The sequence below is a fragment of the Rubinisphaera italica genome, from assembly GCF_007859715.1.
Classification (GTDB): domain Bacteria; phylum Planctomycetota; class Planctomycetia; order Planctomycetales; family Planctomycetaceae; genus Rubinisphaera; species Rubinisphaera italica.
In genome coordinates this window covers 5,078,080-5,098,953 of the sequence record NZ_SJPG01000001.1, presented here as the reverse complement: position 1 = coordinate 5,098,953, position 20,874 = coordinate 5,078,080, and the positions used below count along the sequence as shown (strand labels likewise).

Here is a 20,874-nt window from a genome sequence, read left to right as displayed (position 1 = left end):
ATTTGGGGAACTGATGAATATTTCCCTGTGAAACGGTAATTAGTGTTTGACGGAACGACGATATCGTTCAATGAGAAAGCGGTTTTAAGCAAATTGAAACCGGTATATTTGTAATAGAATTTAAAACGACGCAATAATCGTCGCTTCAGTTATTCTCGGGGGGGAATATGACCCGTTCATCCTGGACAATGTTTTCGACCGTCATGGTACTGGGAACCAGTCTCATGACTGGCTGTGCCGGTTGGCGTGGCGGTTCGTCATGTGATACTTGCGAAGTGGCAAGTTGTGACGTCTGTCAAACCGGTTGCGAAACCTGTGAAACCTGTGAAGTCTGTGACGATGGTGGTTCCTCCTGGGGGGCCGGAAGTGGAGGCTGGGGTTATTCCTGGTCGACAGCAAGCGCCCGCTTCTGGAGCCGATTCCGCAGCCATGCCATTCCTGAAGTACTTCCATTGGGCGTCGTAGTACGGTCTCACTATCAGGCAATGGAAACCAATGCCGAAGCTGTCGATTTCATTTTGTATGATCGGGACTTCGTTCTGGAAACTGCCGAGTTGACACCAGATGGTAAAGACAAGATTCTCGAAATTTCCGCTCGTATGCGATCGGCCCCGTTTCCGGTCCTGGTCGAACGATCTGAGAATAATTCAAATCCAGAACTCGATGCTTACCGTCGCGATCTGGTCGCTCAAATCCTGACAGACCTCGGCAATCCCGATGGTCAACAACGGACAATCGTCTCGACACCTTACGGTCCTGGTTACAACTCGATCGAATCAGAACGCGACTGGTATCAGCACATTGGCGGAGGCGGAAACAACAATAACTTCAGCAACAACGGATTAGGCAGCGGTGCAAATGGCGGATTCGGCGGTGGCGGTGGAGCTGGTGGCGGATTCTTTTAAGCCAGCGAGTTTCACTTGAACACCTTGTACAAATTAAAAGCGGCACTTCTAGTAAGTGCCGCTTTTTTTATGCCTCGAACTTCAGTACGTTTTGGCTAGAATCTGTTGATGTAATAAAGGATTTCAGTCAATTTCGTCAGGCACAGCCTGACCTATAGAACGTTCCATCATGGCCAATAGATCTCTTGCTGCCTGTCTGAACGATTTAAAACGCGGGCAGCACCTGCTTGAAATCGATGTGCCGATCGATCCCCATTTGCAGATGGCAGAAATTCAACGTCGTGTCTATCAGGCACAAGGCCCTGCACTGCTCTTCAAAAATGTGACTGGCTGTCGTTTTCCCATGGTGGGCAATCTGTTCGGCACGATGGACCGGACTCGCTATTTGTTCCGGCATACACTCGAAAACGTTCGTCAACTCGTTGCATTAAAAATTGATCCGAATGCAGGCTTCAAGGCTCCTCTCAAATCTCTCAAAGCGTTACCAACTGCCATCAGGATGCTGCCCAGGAAAGTCCGTCGCGGCCCAATCCTGAAGCATCAAATCCAAATCGAAGATCTGCCTCAACTGGTTTCCTGGCCGAAGGATGGAGGAGCGTTTGTGACTCTGCCGCAGGTCTATTCTGAGGATGTTGCGAAACCGGGTTTGATGGGATCGAACCTGGGAATGTATCGCGTACAGCTTTCGGGGAATGAATACGAACCGAATCGGCAAATCGGACTGCACTACCAGATCCATCGCAGTATCGGCGTGCACCACTCTCATGCTTTGGCTGAGGGGAAACCGTTTCGTGTCAATATTTTCGTCGGCGGGCACCCTGCGATGACACTCGCTGCCGTCATGCCGCTGCCGGAAGGGATGTCGGAACTGATGTTTGGAGGAGCGCTTGCCGGTCATCGGATTCCAATGATTACTTCACCGAATCGAGCCGGCATTTATGCTGAAGCCGACTTTTGTATCGTCGGCACTATCGACCCGGAACGCCAGTTGCCCGAAGGCCCCTTTGGCGATCACCTCGGGTATTACAGTCTCCAGCACGAGTTTCCGGTATTGAATGTTGAAGCCGTTTACCATCGTCCCGGTGCAATCTGGCCTTTTACGGTGGTTGGACGCCCCCCTCAGGAAGACACGGCTTTCGGGGAGATCATTCATGAAATCACCGGACCGATCATCCCGACGGTCATCGCTGGCGTCCATGAAATCCATGCTGTCGATGCTGCGGGCGTGCATCCTTTGTTACTCGCAATCGGTAGCGAACGATATGTCCCTTATGCAAAAGAACGTCGACCCCAGGAACTACTCACCTGTGCCAATGCGATTCTCGGACAAGGTCAACTTTCGCTCGCGAAGTATCTCATCATTGCGGCTCATGAAGATGATCCGTCTTTGAACTGTCACGATATTTCCAAGTTTCTGCAGCACGTTTTACAACGAGCCGACTGGACCCGAGATCTGCATTTTCAGACACGAACCACGATTGACACACTCGACTATTCCGGCTCTGGGTTCAACGAAGGCTCGAAATTAGTCATCGCTGCTGCAGGCGCACCAAAATTCGAGTTGCAAGCGGAATTAACGGGTGCTTTGAATTTGCCACACGAGATTCTATCGGCTCAGCTGGTCATGCCGGGAGTCCTCGCGGTTTCTGGACTGGACTATCAAAGCGATCAGGAATCACGAGGAATACAGCCTTTACTCGATTTACCAGTTACTCACCCCGTCAATAAATTCCGTCTGGTGATTGTTGTCGATGATGCAGAGTTCGCTGCCGCGACGCTCAACAATTTCCTGTGGACGACATTTACCCGCAGCAACCCTGCCGCCGATATTTTTGGAATTGGAGCCTTCACCGATCAAAAGCACTGGGGTTGTGAGGGAGCATTAATTATCGATGCCCGCGTCAAACCGCACCATGCCCCACCTTTGATTGAAGACCCGGAAGTGACCCGCAGTGTCGATGCTCTGGCAGCAAAAAGGGGCCCACTGCACGGGATCATTTCATAGAGATCTCTTTGAACGAATGAGATCATGCTGTCAGGACTTGTCGAATTAATCGTTGTTAATCCGATTCAATCCACTGTCCCATACCGGCACATTTTCCAGGACATCCACCTGAGCACAGAAAGCGACGTCTTCCTGCATCGAAAGATGTTGGAGATTTTGTCCTCCCTGAGATTCCAGCAGTCTCAGAAGAATTCCCTCGCTATGCTGAATCGACATGTGATACAGGTTCAAACAGAGGCGAGTCGCATCGTTCATGTCGAGCTGCTCGCCGCGTGAAATCAACCCCTCTGCGACTGCTCCAGCGAACAGACAGTCTTCCAGTGTGATCTTTCCATCGGTTCCCGCACAAACCATATGTATCGGCCCTGCATCCTGCTGTAACCAGTTCACGATGGGGGATCGATTCAGAAAACATCCAATCGCGACTCTCTCAGCCGTCTGACATCGATGCAAAGCGCGCGTGCCATTCGTTGTGCTGAAAATCAAAGTCCGATTCCCGACAACGTCCTTCGTGTAGTCTCGCGGAGAATTTCCCAGATCAAATCCTTCAATCTTAACCCCCTGCCGTTCGCCTCCCATCAGTACCGTTTCATCATCAAAGTCTTTTCGTGTCAGTTGAGCCGTCTCAATATGCTCGCAGGGAATCACTGCAGATGCTCCTGACTCCAGTGCCATGCAGATGGTGCTCGATGCACGCAGAATATCAATCACGACTGCGCTACCTTCCATTTTTTGATTGGCAGGGATTAAATCGGGTAGTAAATACGTCGTGAGTTGTCGAGTTTGAGTCGTAGGATCGATAGCCATAAGGAACGAGCGTTTTCCTGAAATTGCGGAAAGAATCATAGTCTGAAGTTCGGGGTATTCTCTCAGGTTATCCAGAAAATTGCACGTGAGGCAGACATTCGAAACCGGCACAAATCCGCAAAGTGTAAATTGATTGCGTGCCGCATTACTTTCCAGAATTAAAACAACCAAGACGTCTGCTGTTGAAATCCGCAGAGGCGCCATTGCCTATTGCTTCGCGATCTGCTGAGGACGCCCTGTCAGTTTCCACATGGCCCATCACCGCTGGCAACTCTTTCGGACTACCCTCTCTGCCCGCGAAGAATCGTCCAGTCATTCCGGCATAGACCAGTAACATCACCAGACCAATTAACCCAGCCTTCAGCCAACTCAATTTTGAATTGGAGTCAAGGTCCGCATTTTCTCCCAACGGATTCCTGGAAGACATGTCATAGGTCAGCAACATCGGGATCAGCACGGTCGATTCCATTGAAGCCTTTCCTTTAACCGTCTCCTTCGCCGCATGATCCACACGAGTCGATTTCAAATTCTGTCGACGGTTATTTGAGCGATCGATCGGCTCAAAATCGGAATCCTGAAAGACTCCTGGAAACAAAACGGTTTCCGAATTCTGCTGATTCTTTATCAACAGTTCGATTTTTTCAACCACCTCGTGCATGGATTGAAATCGATCCTCAGGATTCTTCGCCACCATCTTCTGGTAAATTGCATTCAGTGGATGTCCCGTTTCCATTGGCAGATCAGGGATCGGCTGATCTCGATGGGCAAACAGTTTTTCCACCAGTGTTGTTTCGGAATACATTGTCGTGCCGGTGAGTAGATAAAACAGGGTGCAGCCGAGGGAATAAATATCACTACGGGCATCAGCCATGTGAGCGTTCATTGCCTGTTCGGGAGCCATAAAGTCGACCGTTCCCATCATGCTGCCGGTTTCAGTTAAACTTTCTTGCGGCATCGATTTCTGATCCAGTCGGGCCAGTCCAAGGTCCAGAATCTTCAGTTGACCCGCTCGAGTCAGCAGGAGATTCTGAGGCTTGATATCCCGATGAATCACACCTTCTCGATGGGCATAGTCCAGTCCATGAGCGGCATGGAGAATACAGTTCATCACCTGCGAAACCGACATCGCTCCGTTCTTCTGAACCAGAGCCGCCAGATCTGCTCCCGCCACATATTCCATTACAAGAAAGTAGGACCCGTCCGATTCATCTGCATCAAAAGCCGTCACAATATTCGGATGAGACAACCGGCCGATGGCCTGAATCTCTCGTTGAAACCGCAGCCGCATTTCCTCATCCTGCACAAACTTCGGCGCCAGGACTTTTAATGCCACCTCGCGCTGCATCCTACGATGTTCGGCAAGATAGACCTCACCCATCCCCCCTGCCCCTAACGGCTTCTTCAGCAGATAGTTACCCAGCACTAACTGGTCGGCTTCCTCTTGAAGCAACTTATTTATCTGATACGAAGTTAACTCTCGTGATCCCACCAGCTGTTTCAAGCAAACGGTCTGAGGAACATCATTGAACAACAACTCTTTCTCCAGTTCACGAATTCGATTCTCGTCTAGAAGCTCGAATCGGCGCAATTGCTTAAGCAATCGAACCTGTTGGGCACAGTCTGAAATATGAAGTTGAGCAGACACGGGAGGTATCCTCAGGCATGGGAGCAATTGGCAGTCATCGACCATATAAGTCCCTGGTCAGTTGAATACACAAGTAACGCACCCACCGCCGATTTCTTCCCCAAAATTGCTCAGAAGATGTCGGATAATTGTGCGATCACTCTTAAATGTGTCGCAAAATCGAACACTTTGGCTTCATTCTTCACTCCTGCAGAAGAAAGGATGCCCGCAGTCGACACCTGTATGATTGATTTGCGCTCCAGAGACGGGATAATTAGGTTAAAAGTTCACAAACTCTAATACTGACCGCCAGATTGTCTTCCGCCATGCCCGAACAACCCGACCCACAATCCCGGACACAGGTTGAGGAAATTCTCATCTTCCCCGATGGCAGAACCGTCAAAGTTTCAGGAGGCGGCACATCTCCGCCCACTCAGCGACCCCAGTTCCGCAATTCTGGTCCGACACGCAAACAATATCTCTGGTCGCTGGGACTTTTCCTGGTCACCTGTTACACAACCTGGTCTGTGGGTGATAGCCGCTACTCCGATGGCTTCGGCTACATGATCCCCGTCATGGCCATTCTTCTCGCTCACGAGATGGGCCACTACATCGCCTCTCTCATTTACCGTGTCCCGGCTACGCCACCGTTTTTTATCCCGATGCCCTATTCTCCTCTGGGAACATTTGGTGCAGTCATCGTTAAGCAGGGAGGCCGTGAAGATCGTAAAGCTCTCTTCGATATCGCCATCGCCGGCCCATTAGCCGGTCTCGTCCTGGCAATCCCCGTCTGTATATATGGTGCCGCGACCGCGCAGGCGGTTCCTGTTGATCAGATCCGCTCAGATGAATTCCAATTCATCGCTCCTCCGCTGATGAAGTGGATCGTCTGGGGTGTCCGCGGTGACTGGCCTGCAGGAATGGTCCTCGAAAGTGCCATTCTCGATGCCGGGTGGGTTGGAATCTTTATCACCGCTCTCAATCTCATTCCCATCGGTCAACTCGATGGAGGCCATATTCTGTATACACTGCTCGGTCGAAAAGCCCACTACGTAGCCGGAGCACTCATCGCCGGCGCACTTGCCTATATGTTCATCACGGGTAATCTTACGTTTATGCTGATGCTCTTCCTGATCATCATGATGGGGCCTTATCATCCTCCCACTTCCAACGACCGAGCCCCACTCGGCTGGTTCCGCGTCGTCCTCGGTTGCATTACGCTACCATTCATCTTTATTGGATTTACTCCCACGCCCATCGTTATCGGTGGCTAATTCGAATTGGTATGAGGCATGTCCCGATTCACTGCAGAGAATGATTTGCATGAAACAAAATATTCTATACTCGTTTCGAGTTCTCGTGCTGATCACTCTGTGTGTAACGGAGCAAGTTTTTGCGCAAGCAGGGGAAGAAACTCCTGTTCCGGTGCCTGTTGCTTGTGTACGGCGTCATATTGAAACACTTGCCAGTGACGAATTTGCAGGCCGTAGCGGGGCATCAGCTTTGATGGCAGCCGAGTATGTGACTGATCAGTTTGAGAAACTGAAGCTACAACCGGTCTTTGCAGAAGAGTCATTTTTGCAGGTAATTCCTGGTCCTGTCGATGAAGCTGGAAATTCGACAACTGCTGGCTGGAATGTGACGGCTCGCTGGACTCCAGCAGGAGCCCAATTCCCCAATGAATATTTGATCGTCGCCGCCCATCACGATCATCTCGGCTCCCGGAAATCGGGCATTTATTATGGGGCCGACGATAATGCTTCCGGAGTGGCGATGGTCGTTGAAGTGGCCAAGTCGCTGATACGATCTGATATCAAACTGGATCGCTCGGTGTTGTTTGTCAGTTTCGATCTCGAAGAGCATTTGCTGTTCGGTTCCCGTTGGTGGACCGCTCATCCTCCCGTGCCTCTGGAGGATATCAAGTTTGTCATAGTCGCGGATATGCTGGGACGTTCGCTGGGAGATTTGCCGATCGATTCTGTGTTTCTGTGTGGAGCCGAGCACGGTTCGGGAGTCCGAAAAACCGTCAGCAAAATTCCATTCGCAGATACCGTCCAGCCGGTTCTGTTAAGTGATGATTTCGTTGGTTTACGCAGCGATTACGGCCCGTTCCGAGATCGGAAAATTCCGTTCCTGTTCGCCTCGACAGGACAATCCCGCGATTACCACACGATGGTTGACACTGCCGACAAAATTGACTTTGAACAGGTCGCCGCCATCTCCACGGGACTGGCTCGATTGATAGTTGCGATAGGCAATCAGCAGAAAGCTCCAGAATGGATCGAATCTCCTGAGATTGATCCGTCGGAAGTAAAAGCGATTCTGGAAATCTGCCGTCAGATTGACGAGCATGCCGTGGAATGGGAACTGACGGCGATTCAGAAATTCTTCGTGGACCAAACGCGTTCTCGAGCCGAGCGGATCCTCTCCCAGAAAACGATTACGCCGGAAGACCAACGCTGGTTGACTCGCACGACGCAGATGTTGCTGTTCACCGTGTTTTGAGAAGCGAGTTCACTCCAGGTATAAAAACAGCCCGATCCAAAGATCGAGCTGGCTTTTTCACATCCAGAAATCGAGGTGATTAGCTATCACCACGACTCTTCTTGTCGGCTTTCGCCTTGCGTTTTTCTTTAAGCGATTGAGTGGATTTCTTTTTCGCTTCTTTGCCACCCTTGTCTTTACTGCCGCGGTCTCCCATGGGAGTCTCTCCTGAATTAAATGCAGCGTGATTGATGCTGAAGAATGTATTCAGCATAAACTTTATATTAACTGCCTTTTCAGAAAATGTCGAGTTATGACTTTGATTGAAGCCAGGTCATTGCCTGAGGAAACTCGTCAGCGGGAAAATGACGAACATCGGCTTTGACAAAATGCCTGGCAATCAGCGGAGCAATTTCCAGAAACCCACTGTCAGAAACCGCGGCAACTTTTCCGACATGCTCATGATGATCGCGCACAAATCGGAAATGACTGAGAAACGAGGAGAAATTCTTCCACCCAGGAAACTTCTCCGCTTGAATCAAAATTCCCTGCAACTGGCCGTGCGCCTCGATGTAGGGATCGACAATCGTAGCGACGGATTTGAAATCGTCTTCGGAAAGAGGAGCCTCCGGCTTGATGATGAGAATGCCTACGGTTTCCAGAAGTTCTGCATGTAGCATTGGTATCGCCTTTCTTTTTATGGAACCTTGGATGATTTGCGAAAACCTTTTGTGAGAAATCATGTAACCATGATCCAGAAATCAACGCTAAATGACTGCATTTCAACTGGCAATAAGAGGCCTTGTCAGGGTACTATAAATTATCACTGTACAATTTGATATTGTGAACTTCTTGTCTGAAAGTTTCTCAGCGAAGTAATGTTATGTCGGATATTTCGGCCTCCCAAACTCATGTTAGTCTGTTACTGAGGATTCGTGAGAATGATCGCGATCCTGAGGCGTGGAATGCGTTTGTGAATCGTTACGGACGTCGGATTTATGAGTGGTGTCTGAATCGGAAGTTGCAGCCGGCTGATGCGGAGGACGTGACGCAAAATGTTCTGATCAAACTGGCTCGACAAATGGGGAGCTTCGAGTATCAATCGAATCTCACATTTCGAGGCTGGCTCCGACGCATTACGGAAAATGCAATTACCGATTTCTTTCGGGAACTTCGTGCAGAGAAACGGGCGTCTGAAATTCAAGCCGAACTGGATCAGTTGGATTCTGCGGTCGCACAGGCGGACCTGACAACCCGCTTGTGTGATGAGTTCGATCTGGAAATTCTCGAGATTGCCAAGCAAAGAGTGAAACAGCGAATCGAGCCTCAGCGTTGGAAAGCGTGGGAACAGATTTCCATCGAACAAAAGTCGGGACATGAAGTCGCCGAGGAACTTGGCATGCTGGTGCCAACGGTTTATTCGAGTCGCTATCAGGTGCAGAAGATGATTGCTGCTGAAGTCGAGAAACTTCAGGAAAGCAGTGAGCAGATATTCCGACTCAATTCCTGATCGACTTCACTTTCAGTCCCAATACCCAATTTTCTTTCGTGAGAAACTTTCAGACAAATGTCACACTGCCCGGATGACAATTTGCTGATTGAGGTGCTTCAGGGAACGATCAGCTCCAGTGATCTGCAGGAACTGGAACCTCATCTGTCCGATTGTGAGGCTTGCCAGTCTCGCATGGAAAAGTTATCTGAGCAAACCGAGACGATTAAAACCGTCTTGAATCTTGATCATGAAACCTCACATCCTCAGTGGGAAACCCACATCGCAGATCGAATCGCGGCTGCAATAGCCGAGAACGGCCTGAAGCGAATAGCGAAAACGGGGTTTATGCCTGCTGTTGAAGGCTATGAAATTGAATCGATCATTGCCCATGGCGGGATGGGGATTGTGTATCTGGCACGCCAGATTAATGCCGATCGCAAAGTCGCTCTTAAGATGATGCTCTATGGTCAGCAGGCCGATGTGGAAGAAGTTCAACGATTTCAAATCGAAGCCCAGGCCGCGGCTAAGTTGACCCATCAATTCATTGTTCCTGTATTTGATGTTGGAGTCAGTGATGGCCAGCACTACTTTTCGATGGGTTTTATTTCCGGCACCAGTTTGAAAGAGTTATTGCAAAACGGACTCCTCCCGACGCGTGAGGCAGCAGAAATGATTCGAAAGATTTCAGCGGCCATTGCTTACGCACATGAGGAAGGAATTGTGCATCGCGATTTGAAGCCGGGGAATATTCTCGTCGATCATCATGGCGACCCGCATGTGACTGACTTTGGCTTGGCCAAGCAGGTGAATCAGAATGATCAGCTGACAAAAACAGGACAGGTGATTGGCACACCGAGCTTTATGTCTCCCGAGCAGGCACGTGGACAGGTCAGTGAAATTGGTACACTCTCGGATGTCTATTCGATTGGGGCATTGTTGTATGCCACTCTAACGGGACGCCCTCCGTTCCAGTCGGACAATGCCGTCAAAACAATCATGCAGGTGATTGAAGATCCTCCTGTTTCCCCCCGCGTCCTGAATCCTGAAGTGAGCCGCGATCTCGAAACGATCTGCCTGAAATGTCTTGAGAAGAATCCAGCTTCTCGCTATCAATCAGCTGAGGAATTGAAACTGGAATTGAAGCGTTATCTGGATGGACTGCCGATTCTCGCTCGACCTGTTTCTGCTCCCGTTAAGCTCTGGCGGTGGTGTGTCCGAAAGCCTGCCCTGGCCGGGATGATGGTGAGTGTTGTTGTCAGCCTGCTGATAGGAACGGCTGTTTCAACATACTTTGCCATCCTGGCGAACCAGAGAGCCGAGCGAGCCGATGAAGGTATTCGTGTCGCCCTGACTTCGCTGGAGACGATAATTGAGACCGTCCAGCGGAAGTTGTATCAGGTTCCCGGAGCTTCAAAAATCCGACGTGACTTACTGAAAGTGGTGGATTCAATTTTGAAATGCACGGGTTTTGGGTTCGAACAGTTCGTGTGGTGATTTGAATTGGTACTTTTTGCGAGGCCGGTTGTTCAACTCCATCACAGCCGCTTGAATATCCTCGGCTTTCAGTTTACGGAAATCGCTCCCCTTCAGGAAGTATTGCCGCAGAAGCCCGTTGGTGTTCTCATTCTGGCCGCGTTGCCACGGCTGGCGAGCCGGAGCAAAATAGATCGCACAATGCAGGGCTTGCTCCAACTCTCGATGACCCGAAAACTCACTCCCGTTGTCCGTCGTCAAAGTTCGAATCAATGACGATGGCAACCCCTCAAACGCAAACACCGAAGCCGCGTTCAACGTCGATGCTTTCTTGTCCGGCAGATAGCTCGCCACAAGATAGCCGGTCTTGCGTTCGACATGCGTGACAATGTAGCCGGTCCCCTTTTGACCCTCGATGGTATCCGATTCCCAGTGCCCGATCCGCGAACGATTGCGTGCAGAAACCGGTCGCTGATCCATTGGCTTTTTGGTCGGGTCGCATCGTCTGGAGATCCCTGTGCCGTAGCGTTTGCGGCGTTTCTTTCTCGATTGACGCAGCTGCCTGTAGATGTTGCCGCCCTGCTTTTTGTTTGCTTTGATCCAGGCGTAAATCGTCTCAATGGATATTCGCATTCTGGCCTCCCGAGGATGCAGTCGCAAGAGTTGACCTGCAATCTGTTCCGGCGACCACTTGAGAGACAACTTATCGAGCAGGAATTCTTTGAGCGGAGCGTGGTTGAGTTTCCAGGGGAGTTTGCAGAGTTGTCGACGCCGTCGCGCTTTGCGGTCGGCTTTCCCGGCGAAATACTTCCCGGTCGCATCCGAATTCCGCCGCAGTTCTCGGGAGATCGTGCTGGGGTCTCGGGATAACTCGCGCGCAATTTCTATTCGAGAGTGTCCCAGGGCGTGCATGTGCGCTATGGAATCACGTTCCTCAGCAGTAAGATGCGTGTGTGACATTCGTGATTTCTTCTTAGTAGGATTGATGGTCGTTTGGTCAAAACAAACCATCTCACGAATGTCACTCTTTTTCCATCAACCCGTGCATTTCAAAATTGAATCCACCAGTCACCTTAAAGGATTTGGAGAACATCACGCGCGTAGCTGACTATGCCAAACGTATCGACCGCAACATGGCCAATGTCTTTGTCGATATGGGTGTCTTATATCACGAATACGGAGATGCGGGCGGCGGGAATGCTTCCCTCAAAGCGAAAGCCAATATGCTGCGAGCGGTGGAAATTTTCGAAGAAATTTCTCCTGGCGGAAGTTCGACTGATCAAAATATCCTGGAAGATCAGGCACGAGCTTTAAGAATTCTGGCAGACTATCTGCAGAACGAACACTGGATCGATGAAGCTCATCCCCATCAGCGAGAACCAGCCAAAGCTTTGCCCTATCTGATTCAAGGAACAAAAATCTGCCGCCAGTTATTACGGGATGATCCTGACAATCAGGAGATTCAATTTGAACTTGCCCGCACAATTAAGGGGTATGCGCAGGCAATCGACGATTTAGGCAGGCGCGACGAAGCTTTTGAATCGGTTCAAGAAGCCATTGTCTTATTGGTGACACTTAAAAATTCAAGAAAGGCCAGAGAATCCCATTTTAACATTTTATTGAGTTCATACATTGCAGCCGGTGACGCTGCACATGATTCCAAAAAAAATGAGGTGGCTTATGAACAGTTCCAGAAAGCACTGGAAGTCGCTGAAGAATATGCGATTCGATATCCCGTCACGGCTACAACCCACGATAATTTTTCCTGGTGCCACGAACGCTTGGCGAACCATTGGAGACAATTGAAGAATCTGCCCGAGGCTTTAGCAAGTTTTCAGAAAATGCAGATGAGTCTGGAACAGGCACTGATTCTGGATCCGGAAGATCGGATGCTCAAAGATGGCATGGCTGTCGCCTATGACGGATTGCGAAGCGTCTATCAGCTGATGGGACAAAATGAAGACGCCAAAGAAGCTCGGAAAAAACGGGATGAAATTGAGGCCTGGCTGGCCGTTTCCCGTGAGTAAAAGTGTCAGCTGTTTTCCGGCACACAAAATTCTTTCTGTTTTTCAAAATGTCCGCGCAGTTTGCTCTACTCCTACCCGTAAAGCCTGATGAATGGAACACTGCCACAACATGCATGCAGTGACTACTAACTTTGAATCAGAGTGATTGACTCTGATGGATTTTCAAGCATTAGGACGAGGGGATACTGAAGATGAATTACAGAATCAAATTCGGAGGAGCGATACTGACCGGGCTGATCGGCCTGCTTACGACTGGTAGCGAACAGTCTGTGATGGCACAGAAAGTGATTAAAGTGACCAATGCCGGATCGCAACCCGTGTGGGTGACCGTGGCCTTCGAGAAAAAGAATGTCGTCGAGAGTGATTCGGGAGTGACTGCGGATCGGGAAATTGAGGCTCATGCCCGCTATTCGCGAGAAGCCAATGCCGGTTTTGAAGGTTTTGAAGTCGGATCCAAAGATGAAATCGATCTGGGAGGCCGAACTCGTAATGTGGATTCCAGTTTTCTGAAAGAAAAATACGACTGGAGTCCGTTTATTGAAGCTGGAGAATCGAGAATTCAACCAGGGTTGACCGAAGAGTTTGGTGTCTCAGGCGATCAGCCCGTCTATTATATCACCATTCGCAAACAGAGTGGCTTCATTAAAGTCAATGTTCCCAAATTGATGAGCGTCCACAATGATCTGATTCTTTCCGATGGTGGCTACGAAGCTCCTCGGGTGGAAGCGGTGATCGATGCCGGCACCGCTTTGTACTTAAAATCTGGAAACGAATACATTTCCAAGCCCTACAAGCACGGCACATTTGGCGAAGCGGTGGCCATGCACAAATCCAATGCCGGCGTCCTCCACTACATTCGTCGCGTCAATGGACAGTCGGGACCAATTAAAAACGGTGACATTGTTTACCTCACTGTGAACCCAACCTCCGCCTATAACAAAAGTCAGCTCTATATGCATCATGGAGCCTACGATAACATCTATTACACAAACAATTCGAATCATCCTGCTTCCAAGTGGGAGATCATCAAGGTCCGTAATGGCAGTGCCAAAAAGGACCCTTATATCCGCACCAACCAGCCGTTCCTGCTGATGAATAACGAACACCGCAGCAAAGGACTGTCCGTCGATTCCAACGATGGCTGGATGCATTCCACTGACAAAGCCTCGCAATGGAAAATTGATTTGGATTTGTAAGCGATCAATCAGCAAAGAAGACAATCTCAAAATGGCACTTAGTAAATTGAACTAGGTGCCGTTTTCGTTTTGGTAGATGCGATCCCTCTCCCCTGTTGTTTACTCCTGTATCATTCAATCTATGATGAAAGTAGAAACAATGATTAATAACGAGTAAGAATCAGACGAAGTGGAAAGGCATCGAAATGGCGATCGATCCTATTTGTGGCATGACGGTCGATGAAAGTACAAATCTGACCGCCGAAAAAGACGGCAAAACGTATTACTTCTGCAGTCAGCATTGTCAGCAGAAATTCGTCAGCGGGGCTGAGGAAGAGTCAGTCGGGCATAGTTGCTGTGGTGGCGATCAGCAGGTTGTGGAACTCGGTTCCAATCGAAAGCCTTCAAGTTCAACAGCAAAATATGTCTGCCCGATGTGTGCAGGTGTCGAAAGTGACAAGCCGGGTGATTGTCCGAAATGTGGCATGTCGCTGGAGCGAAACCCGGCCTTCAAAGAAAAGTCTGAGCAGAAAACGATTTACACCTGCCCGATGCACCCTGAAATCGAGCAGGATCATCCCGGCGATTGCCCGAAATGCGGGATGGATCTTGAACCCAAAACGGTCACCGTTAATACCGAGGAACAGGACCCGGAATTACAGAGCATGACCTTCCGTTTCTGGGTGGCCTTGGCGCTAACACTCCCTGTCTTCCTGATGGCGATGTTACCGATGGTGGGAGTTCCCGTTAATGAATGGTTGGGGCATCGATTACACATCTGGCTGCAACTGATTTTGAGCACGCCTGTTGTGTTATGGGCTGGCTGGCCGTTTTTTGTACGGGGCGGGAAATCGTTCGTAACCGGCAATTTCAATATGTTTACATTGATCGCAATTGGAACAGGAGCAGCATATCTTTACAGTTTGATGGCGGTCCTTTTTCCGGGGATCATCCCGGAGAATTTCAAGCATCAGGGCCAGGTGGCAGTTTATTTTGAAGCGGCCAGTGTTATTATCACACTCGTTCTAATGGGGCAGGTGCTCGAATTGAGAGCCCGTCGTCGTACCAACAGTGCCATTCGCGAACTGCTTTCATTAGCTCCACCAACTGCTCACCTTGTCGAAAATGGGGAAGAACGCGATGTCTCTCTCGACGAGGTAAAGAAAGGTGATCAATTACGAGTTCGACCAGGTGAAAAGATTCCTGTCGATGGTCAGGTCAAAGAGGGAAAAAGTTCGGTCGACGAATCGATGATTACCGGCGAGCCAGGAGCCGTCGAAAAACAGTCGGGAGATTCTGTGATTGGCGGGACGGTCAATCAGACAGGTTCTTTTCTTATCAAAGCCGAGAAGGTGGGTGAAGAGACCGTTCTATCCCAAATCGTCAACATGGTTGCGAATGCTCAACGGAGTCGGGCTCCGATTCAGAAAGTGGCTGATACCGTTGCCGGCTATTTTGTTCCCGCCGTGTTACTGGTTGCGGTCATCACATTTCTGGTATGGGCGATCGTTCAACCTGAGCAGCCAGCTCTGGCTTGGGCTCTGGTTAATTCGGTCGCCGTGCTGATTATCGCCTGTCCCTGTGCACTGGGACTGGCAACGCCCATGTCGATCATGGTTGGTGTCGGAAGAGGAGCACAGGAAGGAGTGCTGATTAAGGATGCGGAAGTTCTGGAGACTCTCGAAAAGGTCGATACCATTGTTGTCGATAAAACGGGAACCTTGACCGAAGGACATCCGAAATTGACAGAGTGTATCCCGGTCGAGTCTATCGAAGAATCGGAATTGTTGCAGGCAGCCGCTTCGGTTGAACGGAACAGCGAACATCCGCTGGCGCAATCGATTGTGCGTGGAGCGAAAGACCGGGATATCAAACTCGCAGACGTTTCTGATTTCAATTCGATCACCGGCGGCGGAGTCGAAGGAAGTGTCGATGGAAAATCAATTCTGATTGGAAAGCAATCTCTGCTGGCTGATCGCAATGTCGAGAATGTGACCACTCTCAATCAGCAGGCGGACGAACTTCAACAGCAGGGACGAACCGTGATGTTCGTTGCGATCAATAATCAGTTAGCCGGCATCATTGCGGTTTCAGATCCGATCAAAGAAGCGACACCCGAAGCGGTCAAAACTCTCCATGAAATGGGACTGCGGATCATCATGTTGACGGGCGATAATGAACAGACCGCAAAAACCGTCGCGGAAAAACTGGGGATCGATGAATTCGAAGCTGGAGTTAAGCCCGAGGATAAACACGAGAAAATCAAATCTCTGAAAGCAGAAGGCCGGATTGTCGCGATGGCCGGAGACGGCATCAACGACGCCCCGGCTCTGGCGGAAGCGAATGTCGGGATCGCCATGGGAACTGGCACCGATGTCGCGATTGAATCGGCTGGTGTGACGCTCGTCAAAGGAGACCTGAGAGGCATCGTCAAAGCTGTGAAGCTCAGTCGGATCACAATGCAGAACATCCGCCAGAATCTGTTCTTCGCTTTGATCTATAATGCGATCGGCGTCCCAATTGCTGCCGGAGTTCTGTATCCGATTTCGCATCATTTGCTTCTCAACCCAATGCTCGCCGCAGCCGCGATGAGCTTCAGTTCGGTTTCAGTGATCAGCAACGCACTGCGCTTGCGGGCGATCTCGATTGATTGACCCAGAGAATCTTAACCCGCAGCGTCAGCGAGGGGACGGCGTCCCAATCACAAATTAACGTGGGTGGCGGGGGGCGTAGCGCAACGAATCCTCCAGATGATCGACCATTCTGGGAGCTCACTTCGTTCGACCCCAGCCACAAGTTACCAATATTCATTATCATCACTGATGATATGGAATAGGAACGTAAAAAAGCCCGGACAATATTATCCGGGCTTCTCGGTTTGCTGGCGATTGGGGGGATCGCCACTCAGGATTGGTTACTCAAATTCTGCTTTTGGTCGTTCAGGACGATCGCCTTCGGGACGTCCACCGCCGGGACGATCTCCACCAGGACGTCCGCCTTGACCGCGGAAGCGTTCGAACATTTGACGAATTTCAGCTTCGTCGACCTGACCATCTTTATTGGTGTCAATCTGATCGAAGTTCTCTTTCATGCGATCAGGAGCTTCTTCTTTGCTGATTTTCCCGTCGCCATTCTTGTCAATCTCTTTCATGCGACTGGCCATGTCACCACCGGGGCCGCCGGGGCCGCCACCTTGACGGAAACGATCTCGCATCGCTTCGAAGTCAGATTGATCAAGAACGCCGTCACCGTTTGCGTCCATCCGGTCGAAGTTTTCCCGCATCCGCTCAGGAGCTTCTTCCTTGCTGATTTTTCCGTCGCCATCTTTATCGAACTGGCCCATGAAATCGCCCATACCACCGCCAGGTCCACCACCAAAGCCGCCGCGTGGACCACGTGGGCGACCGTATTCTTCTTCGGTCAAAACGCCATCGCCGTTTCCATCGAGTGCCATTAACGCTTTCGTGGCATTTTTAAGTTCTTCAGCCGTAATTTTGCCATCGGAGTTGGTGTCCAATGCTTTGACCATTGGAGGAGCTTCGCGTTCCCCTTCGGGGCGATCGCCACCACGACGATCTCCGAAACCACCGCGACGCTCCCCGTCGCGTGGAGGGCCATTCCCGTCTCCGGGAGGTTGGGCAACAGCCATTGTGGCGGTCAGTGACAATGCGGCTACTCCGCAGCTTAACCAGTTCAAACGCATGATGATCTCCTGTCGAATTTGTATAACAGCTCCTCTACAAATGAGAAGAGCCGTGGGTGTCTTGGTTGTGAATTTGACACTCAGTCAATCAATAAACCCCGCTCCACGGAGCAGGGTTTCGGAAAATCTTTCAGGATTTTGAAAACGATATTCCTTCGCCACTTATTTTTAAGCGAATGAAAAATCCGAAAAACGTTTGGCAGCCCGATCCCGAACTGATAGCGTATACAAAACATCTCTTCTCACCCATGAAACGGGAGTCGCAACGGATGGATGGCGAATCCGATAAAACTGGTTCCTACGTGCTTTTCGGCATCATCATGCTCCCGCTGATCTACTTTGGCTTCTTCGGCATGATCATTCTCGATGAGATGGTCTTCCGAACCTATTTCTTCAGCAATTATGTCCCCCTGGGAGAACATGGAGATGAATTTATTCGACTGATTTACTGGCCGCTTTTGAAATTGATGAACCTGTTATGAACCATGAAGAAAAATCAGATTCGATCGCAATGAACGTAAGTCTTTATCTCGGCTTAATCCTGATGGTTTATGCAGGCTCGTTTGGACTGCTGTATCTTGACGAAGTCGTTTACAGCACCCACTGGGTGCAAAACACAATTCCAGTCAGTCCTATTATCCTTCAGGTGATCTACTGGCCATTGCTGAAGTTGTTTGGGTTTATTTGAATTCAATTTATGATGACGACCGACATGTCCCCAATAAATGATTGCAGGAATCCCTTTGCCCTCCTCTGAACTCTCGACACGCACGAAGCAGATTCGACGCAGTGTCGTTCAGAATCAAATGCTTTTCACGGCTGGGTATTCCCTCACTACGGGGGGATTTCTCTACTACTTCATGGGGGCGTTGGGAGCAGCCACCTGGGTTCTCACTGTTCTGCTGGCCTTGCCGGAAATCGTGGGTGTGCTCGCTGTGCTGACGCCCCTGGCTTTGCGGCTCACCGCAAATCGAAAACGTCTGTTTGTCGCGACTTCGATTCTGGCGAGAGTCTGCACCTGTGGAATTCCGCTCGTTGTCCTTCTGCCGGAGAACTGGTCGAAGCTGAGTTTCCTGATTGGCGTCCTGGCATTACAGGGCATCTTCCAGTCAATTGCCTACACAGCTTATCTCTCCTGGCTGAGTGACCTGGCCCCCGAAAAAAGCTGGGGACGATTTTTCGCCCGGCGGGATATCGCCAAAGCCCTCGTCCTGATTTTTATCCCCATCGCTGCTGCCTGGCTGAAAGATTATCTGCGAGATCCGGCCACAACCGATTCCATCGAATGGACGGGATACCTCATCGCCTTCGGAATTGGAAATCTACTCCAGTTGATCTCTTTGATCCCACTCCTGAAATGGCCTGCCGTCGAAGTCAATTCTGAAATCGCTCACCAGACAGCACCCACCATTCCATCAATGACGGATCACCCCGGCTATTCAATGCCGGGCTTTCTCGGAATCCTCGCATTTTCCTGGTGGCTGGCCTTTTTTCAGGGGATGACACAAACCGCGTTCTTTCTGCACAGTTATCGCGAACTGCAGGTCAGCCTGACGAACTACTACTTATTGACCGGATTAATGTACGCGCTGCAGATGGTGACTGCTGCCATAGCCGGGCAAATTGGAGATCGACGTGGTTACCGCACCATGCTGATGCTGAGCACATTCGCAGTCAGTTTTGCGATTCCTTTCTGGATGTTTTCATTGGAAGGAAACTGGCTCTGGCTGTGGGGAGCATATGCGATGTGGGGGTTGTTCGGAGCTGTTAATCTCTCACTTCAAAATCAATTATTGATCGTCACGCCCAGGCATCGAAACACGTTTCAACTGGCGTTGTGCCGTCAGGGAGCCGGTTTGATTGCCGGGCTGACCGGACTGGCGGGTGGCTTCTGGCTGGAGAAACAATTGGGAAGTTCAGCTCAAATCGAATGGATGTCCCGTAAGTGGAATCCTTTCCTGATGATTTTTGCGGTCTCATTTCTGGGACGCCTGACGGCTCCACTCTGGTTGTTGCTTGTGCCGCAAGAAAAAATGGTCACCGAGCAGTAGGGTTCTTGAGGAAATGGTATTGATCACTTGAAGAACTTGTCGCACTTATCAATGCTATTCGCTGGCTGTATTCATTATCAGACCCCCTTAAACAGAACGGCTAATCATGGAACGTAAGCAGGCAAAAGACTTTGATCAGAAACTTCTCGATCTTTACGACGACTATGCCCACGGCCGGGTCAACCGCCGCGACTTTGTTCGGGGTGTCGGTGCGTTTGCCGTTGGCGGCATGACGGTCGAAGGGTTGATTCAGGCCATCAGCCCGAATTATGCGTGGGCCGAGCAGGTCAAAAAAGATGACCCGGCTATCAAAACAGAAACGGTTCAATACAAGTCTCCCAAAGGAGCAGGAGAGATGCAGGGCTACATGGCCTGGCCAGCTAAGGCATCTGGGAAATTGCCCGCCGTTCTGGTCGTGCATGAGAATCGTGGGTTGAATCCTTACGTGCAAGATGTGGTTCGCCGGTTGGGAAAAGCTGGTTTTCTGGCCTTCGGTCCCGACGCGCTATATCCACTGGGAGGTTATCCCGGAAATGACGATGAAGGCCGGGAAATGCAGCGCAAACGGGATTCGGACGAAATGATTCAGGATTTCATCGCTGCTGCGAAGTTACTCGACATCCATAAAATGTCGAATGGCCATGTCGGAGTTGTTGGATTCTGTTATGGAGGTGGTATCTGCAATACTTTGGCCGTCGAAATTCCCGATGTGATCGATGCAGCCGCTCCTTATTACGGACGTCAACCCGATCCAGCCGATGTCTCCAAAATTAAAGCGGCTCTGTTAATCCACTACGCCGCACTCGATGAACGCATCAACGCCGGCTGGCCTGCGTATGAAGAGGCGCTCAAGCAAAACGATGTCGAATACGAAGCGTTTATTTACCAAGACTGCAACCACGGCTTCCATAACGATACGACACCACGCTTTGACGAAGAAGCCGCAGAACTTTCGTGGAAACGGACCATCGATTTCTTCAAGAAAGAACTGGCATAATTTGTCTAAGCGTTTGATGAAATAGCCATACGAATAATACGAGGGTGGCGGGGGCGATCTCGAAGTGAAGCCCCCGGATCTTTAACCTTTCGGGGGCTTCCGCTACGCAGAGCGCCCCCGCCACCCAACCG

At 50.3% G+C, this 20,874-nt stretch carries 18 protein-coding genes; 13 read left to right on the top strand and 5 right to left on the bottom strand.

What is annotated here, in order from left to right:
- Positions 1–167: 167 nt before the first annotated feature.
- Positions 168–905, top strand: a complete 738-nt coding sequence (locus Pan54_RS19475) for a hypothetical protein (RefSeq protein WP_207310182.1) — start codon at positions 168–170, stop codon at positions 903–905.
- 169 nt (positions 906–1,074) lie between these two features.
- Positions 1,075–2,910 carry a UbiD family decarboxylase gene (locus Pan54_RS19470; protein WP_146505070.1) on the top strand — a complete coding sequence of 612 codons (1,836 nt, stop codon included), beginning with the start codon at positions 1,075–1,077 and terminating at the stop codon, positions 2,908–2,910.
- 45 nt (positions 2,911–2,955) lie between these two features.
- Here Pan54_RS19470 and Pan54_RS19465 read toward each other — a convergent pair whose 3' ends face one another.
- Entirely contained in the window at positions 2,956–3,717 is a 762-nt protein-coding gene (locus Pan54_RS19465) for a 2-phosphosulfolactate phosphatase (protein ID WP_207310181.1), read from the bottom strand.
- A 145-nt stretch (positions 3,718–3,862) separates the two neighbouring features.
- Positions 3,863–5,362, bottom strand: a complete 1,500-nt coding sequence (locus Pan54_RS19460) for a serine/threonine protein kinase (RefSeq protein WP_165441871.1) — start codon at positions 5,360–5,362, stop codon at positions 3,863–3,865.
- 305 nt (positions 5,363–5,667) lie between these two features.
- Between Pan54_RS19460 and Pan54_RS19455 the strand changes: the two genes are divergently transcribed.
- Together Pan54_RS19455 and Pan54_RS19450 are read left to right on the top strand one after the other, a co-directional pair.
- Positions 5,668–6,615, top strand: a complete 948-nt coding sequence (locus Pan54_RS19455; RefSeq protein ID WP_146505067.1) for a site-2 protease family protein — start codon at positions 5,668–5,670, stop codon at positions 6,613–6,615.
- Between the two features lie 49 nt (positions 6,616–6,664).
- Positions 6,665–7,846 (top strand): M28 family metallopeptidase, encoded by a 1,182-nt coding sequence (locus tag Pan54_RS19450; protein WP_165441870.1) that lies wholly within the window; start codon positions 6,665–6,667, stop codon positions 7,844–7,846.
- Between the two features lie 290 nt (positions 7,847–8,136).
- Here Pan54_RS19450 and Pan54_RS19445 read toward each other — a convergent pair whose 3' ends face one another.
- Positions 8,137–8,505, bottom strand: coding sequence for a SpoIIAA family protein (locus Pan54_RS19445; protein WP_165441869.1), 369 nt, complete (start codon positions 8,503–8,505; stop codon positions 8,137–8,139).
- A 203-nt stretch (positions 8,506–8,708) separates the two neighbouring features.
- Here Pan54_RS19445 and Pan54_RS19440 point away from each other — a divergent pair, with 203 nt between their 5' ends.
- Together Pan54_RS19440 and Pan54_RS19435 are read left to right on the top strand one after the other, a co-directional pair.
- A complete protein-coding gene (locus Pan54_RS19440) occupies positions 8,709–9,335 on the top strand; it encodes an RNA polymerase sigma factor (RefSeq protein ID WP_146505064.1) in 627 nt (208 codons plus the stop codon).
- Positions 9,336–9,392: 57 nt separating this feature from the next.
- Entirely contained in the window at positions 9,393–10,811 is a 1,419-nt protein-coding gene (locus Pan54_RS19435) for a serine/threonine protein kinase (protein ID WP_146505063.1), read from the top strand.
- On the opposite strand, the gene Pan54_RS19430 is transcribed toward Pan54_RS19435, so the two are convergent.
- The gene (locus tag Pan54_RS19430; protein ID WP_165441826.1) at positions 10,764–11,750 is read right to left on the bottom strand and encodes an IS30 family transposase; all 987 of its coding nucleotides are present in this window, start codon (positions 11,748–11,750) and stop codon (positions 10,764–10,766) included. The two genes, Pan54_RS19435 and Pan54_RS19430, sit on opposite strands and share 48 nt — an antisense overlap.
- Before the next feature lie 95 nt (positions 11,751–11,845).
- Here Pan54_RS19430 and Pan54_RS19425 point away from each other — a divergent pair, with 95 nt between their 5' ends.
- The 3 genes from Pan54_RS19425 to Pan54_RS19415 all read left to right on the top strand — a co-directional run bounded on the left by Pan54_RS19425 (position 11,846) and on the right by Pan54_RS19415 (position 16,646).
- On the top strand, positions 11,846–12,817 hold the full coding sequence (locus Pan54_RS19425) for a hypothetical protein (protein WP_146505062.1): 972 nt from the start codon (positions 11,846–11,848) through the stop codon (positions 12,815–12,817).
- A 191-nt stretch (positions 12,818–13,008) separates the two neighbouring features.
- A complete protein-coding gene (locus tag Pan54_RS19420) occupies positions 13,009–14,013 on the top strand; it encodes a hypothetical protein (protein ID WP_146505061.1) in 1,005 nt (334 codons plus the stop codon).
- 185 nt (positions 14,014–14,198) lie between these two features.
- Positions 14,199–16,646: a heavy metal translocating P-type ATPase gene (locus Pan54_RS19415; RefSeq protein ID WP_146505060.1), complete on the top strand. Its 2,448-nt coding sequence runs from the start codon at positions 14,199–14,201 to the stop codon at positions 16,644–16,646.
- A 260-nt stretch (positions 16,647–16,906) separates the two neighbouring features.
- On the opposite strand, the gene Pan54_RS19410 is transcribed toward Pan54_RS19415, so the two are convergent.
- The gene (locus tag Pan54_RS19410; protein ID WP_146505059.1) at positions 16,907–17,695 is read right to left on the bottom strand and encodes an EF-hand domain-containing protein; all 789 of its coding nucleotides are present in this window, start codon (positions 17,693–17,695) and stop codon (positions 16,907–16,909) included.
- A gap of 269 nt (positions 17,696–17,964) precedes the next feature.
- Here Pan54_RS19410 and Pan54_RS19405 point away from each other — a divergent pair, with 269 nt between their 5' ends.
- The 4 genes from Pan54_RS19405 to Pan54_RS19390 all read left to right on the top strand — a co-directional run bounded on the left by Pan54_RS19405 (position 17,965) and on the right by Pan54_RS19390 (position 20,743).
- A complete protein-coding gene (locus Pan54_RS19405) occupies positions 17,965–18,177 on the top strand; it encodes a hypothetical protein (RefSeq protein WP_146505058.1) in 213 nt (70 codons plus the stop codon).
- Positions 18,174–18,383 carry a hypothetical protein gene (locus tag Pan54_RS19400; RefSeq protein ID WP_146505057.1) on the top strand — a complete coding sequence of 70 codons (210 nt, stop codon included), beginning with the start codon at positions 18,174–18,176 and terminating at the stop codon, positions 18,381–18,383. Before Pan54_RS19405 ends, Pan54_RS19400 begins: the two co-directional genes overlap by 4 nt.
- 55 nt (positions 18,384–18,438) lie before the next feature.
- On the top strand, positions 18,439–19,746 hold the full coding sequence (locus Pan54_RS19395; RefSeq protein ID WP_165441868.1) for an MFS transporter: 1,308 nt from the start codon (positions 18,439–18,441) through the stop codon (positions 19,744–19,746).
- Positions 19,747–19,852: 106 nt separating this feature from the next.
- Positions 19,853–20,743, top strand: a complete 891-nt coding sequence (locus Pan54_RS19390) for a dienelactone hydrolase family protein (RefSeq protein WP_146505055.1) — start codon at positions 19,853–19,855, stop codon at positions 20,741–20,743.
- Positions 20,744–20,874: the final 131 nt, after the last annotated feature.

What these genes read in the sequence shown, in the direction of transcription:
- Pan54_RS19455 (WP_146505067.1), top strand. Translation starts at nt 5,668, where the DNA reads ATGCCCGAACAACCCGACCCACAATCCCGGACACAGGTTGAGGAAATT.
- Pan54_RS19430 (WP_165441826.1), bottom strand. Translation starts at nt 11,750, where the DNA reads ATGTCACACACGCATCTTACTGCTGAGGAACGTGATTCCATAGCGCAC.
- Pan54_RS19450 (WP_165441870.1), top strand. Translation starts at nt 6,665, where the DNA reads ATGAAACAAAATATTCTATACTCGTTTCGAGTTCTCGTGCTGATCACT.
- Pan54_RS19475 (WP_207310182.1), top strand. Translation starts at nt 168, where the DNA reads ATGACCCGTTCATCCTGGACAATGTTTTCGACCGTCATGGTACTGGGA.
- Pan54_RS19415 (WP_146505060.1), top strand. Translation starts at nt 14,199, where the DNA reads ATGGCGATCGATCCTATTTGTGGCATGACGGTCGATGAAAGTACAAAT.
- Pan54_RS19390 (WP_146505055.1), top strand. Translation starts at nt 19,853, where the DNA reads ATGGAACGTAAGCAGGCAAAAGACTTTGATCAGAAACTTCTCGATCTT.
- Pan54_RS19435 (WP_146505063.1), top strand. Translation starts at nt 9,393, where the DNA reads ATGTCACACTGCCCGGATGACAATTTGCTGATTGAGGTGCTTCAGGGA.
- Pan54_RS19445 (WP_165441869.1), bottom strand. Translation starts at nt 8,505, where the DNA reads ATGCTACATGCAGAACTTCTGGAAACCGTAGGCATTCTCATCATCAAG.
- Pan54_RS19440 (WP_146505064.1), top strand. Translation starts at nt 8,709, where the DNA reads ATGTCGGATATTTCGGCCTCCCAAACTCATGTTAGTCTGTTACTGAGG.
- Pan54_RS19470 (WP_146505070.1), top strand. Translation starts at nt 1,075, where the DNA reads ATGGCCAATAGATCTCTTGCTGCCTGTCTGAACGATTTAAAACGCGGG.
- Pan54_RS19400 (WP_146505057.1), top strand. Translation starts at nt 18,174, where the DNA reads ATGAACCATGAAGAAAAATCAGATTCGATCGCAATGAACGTAAGTCTT.
- Pan54_RS19420 (WP_146505061.1), top strand. Translation starts at nt 13,009, where the DNA reads ATGAATTACAGAATCAAATTCGGAGGAGCGATACTGACCGGGCTGATC.
- Pan54_RS19465 (WP_207310181.1), bottom strand. Translation starts at nt 3,717, where the DNA reads ATGGCTATCGATCCTACGACTCAAACTCGACAACTCACGACGTATTTA.
- Pan54_RS19405 (WP_146505058.1), top strand. Translation starts at nt 17,965, where the DNA reads ATGGATGGCGAATCCGATAAAACTGGTTCCTACGTGCTTTTCGGCATC.
- Pan54_RS19410 (WP_146505059.1), bottom strand. Translation starts at nt 17,695, where the DNA reads ATGCGTTTGAACTGGTTAAGCTGCGGAGTAGCCGCATTGTCACTGACC.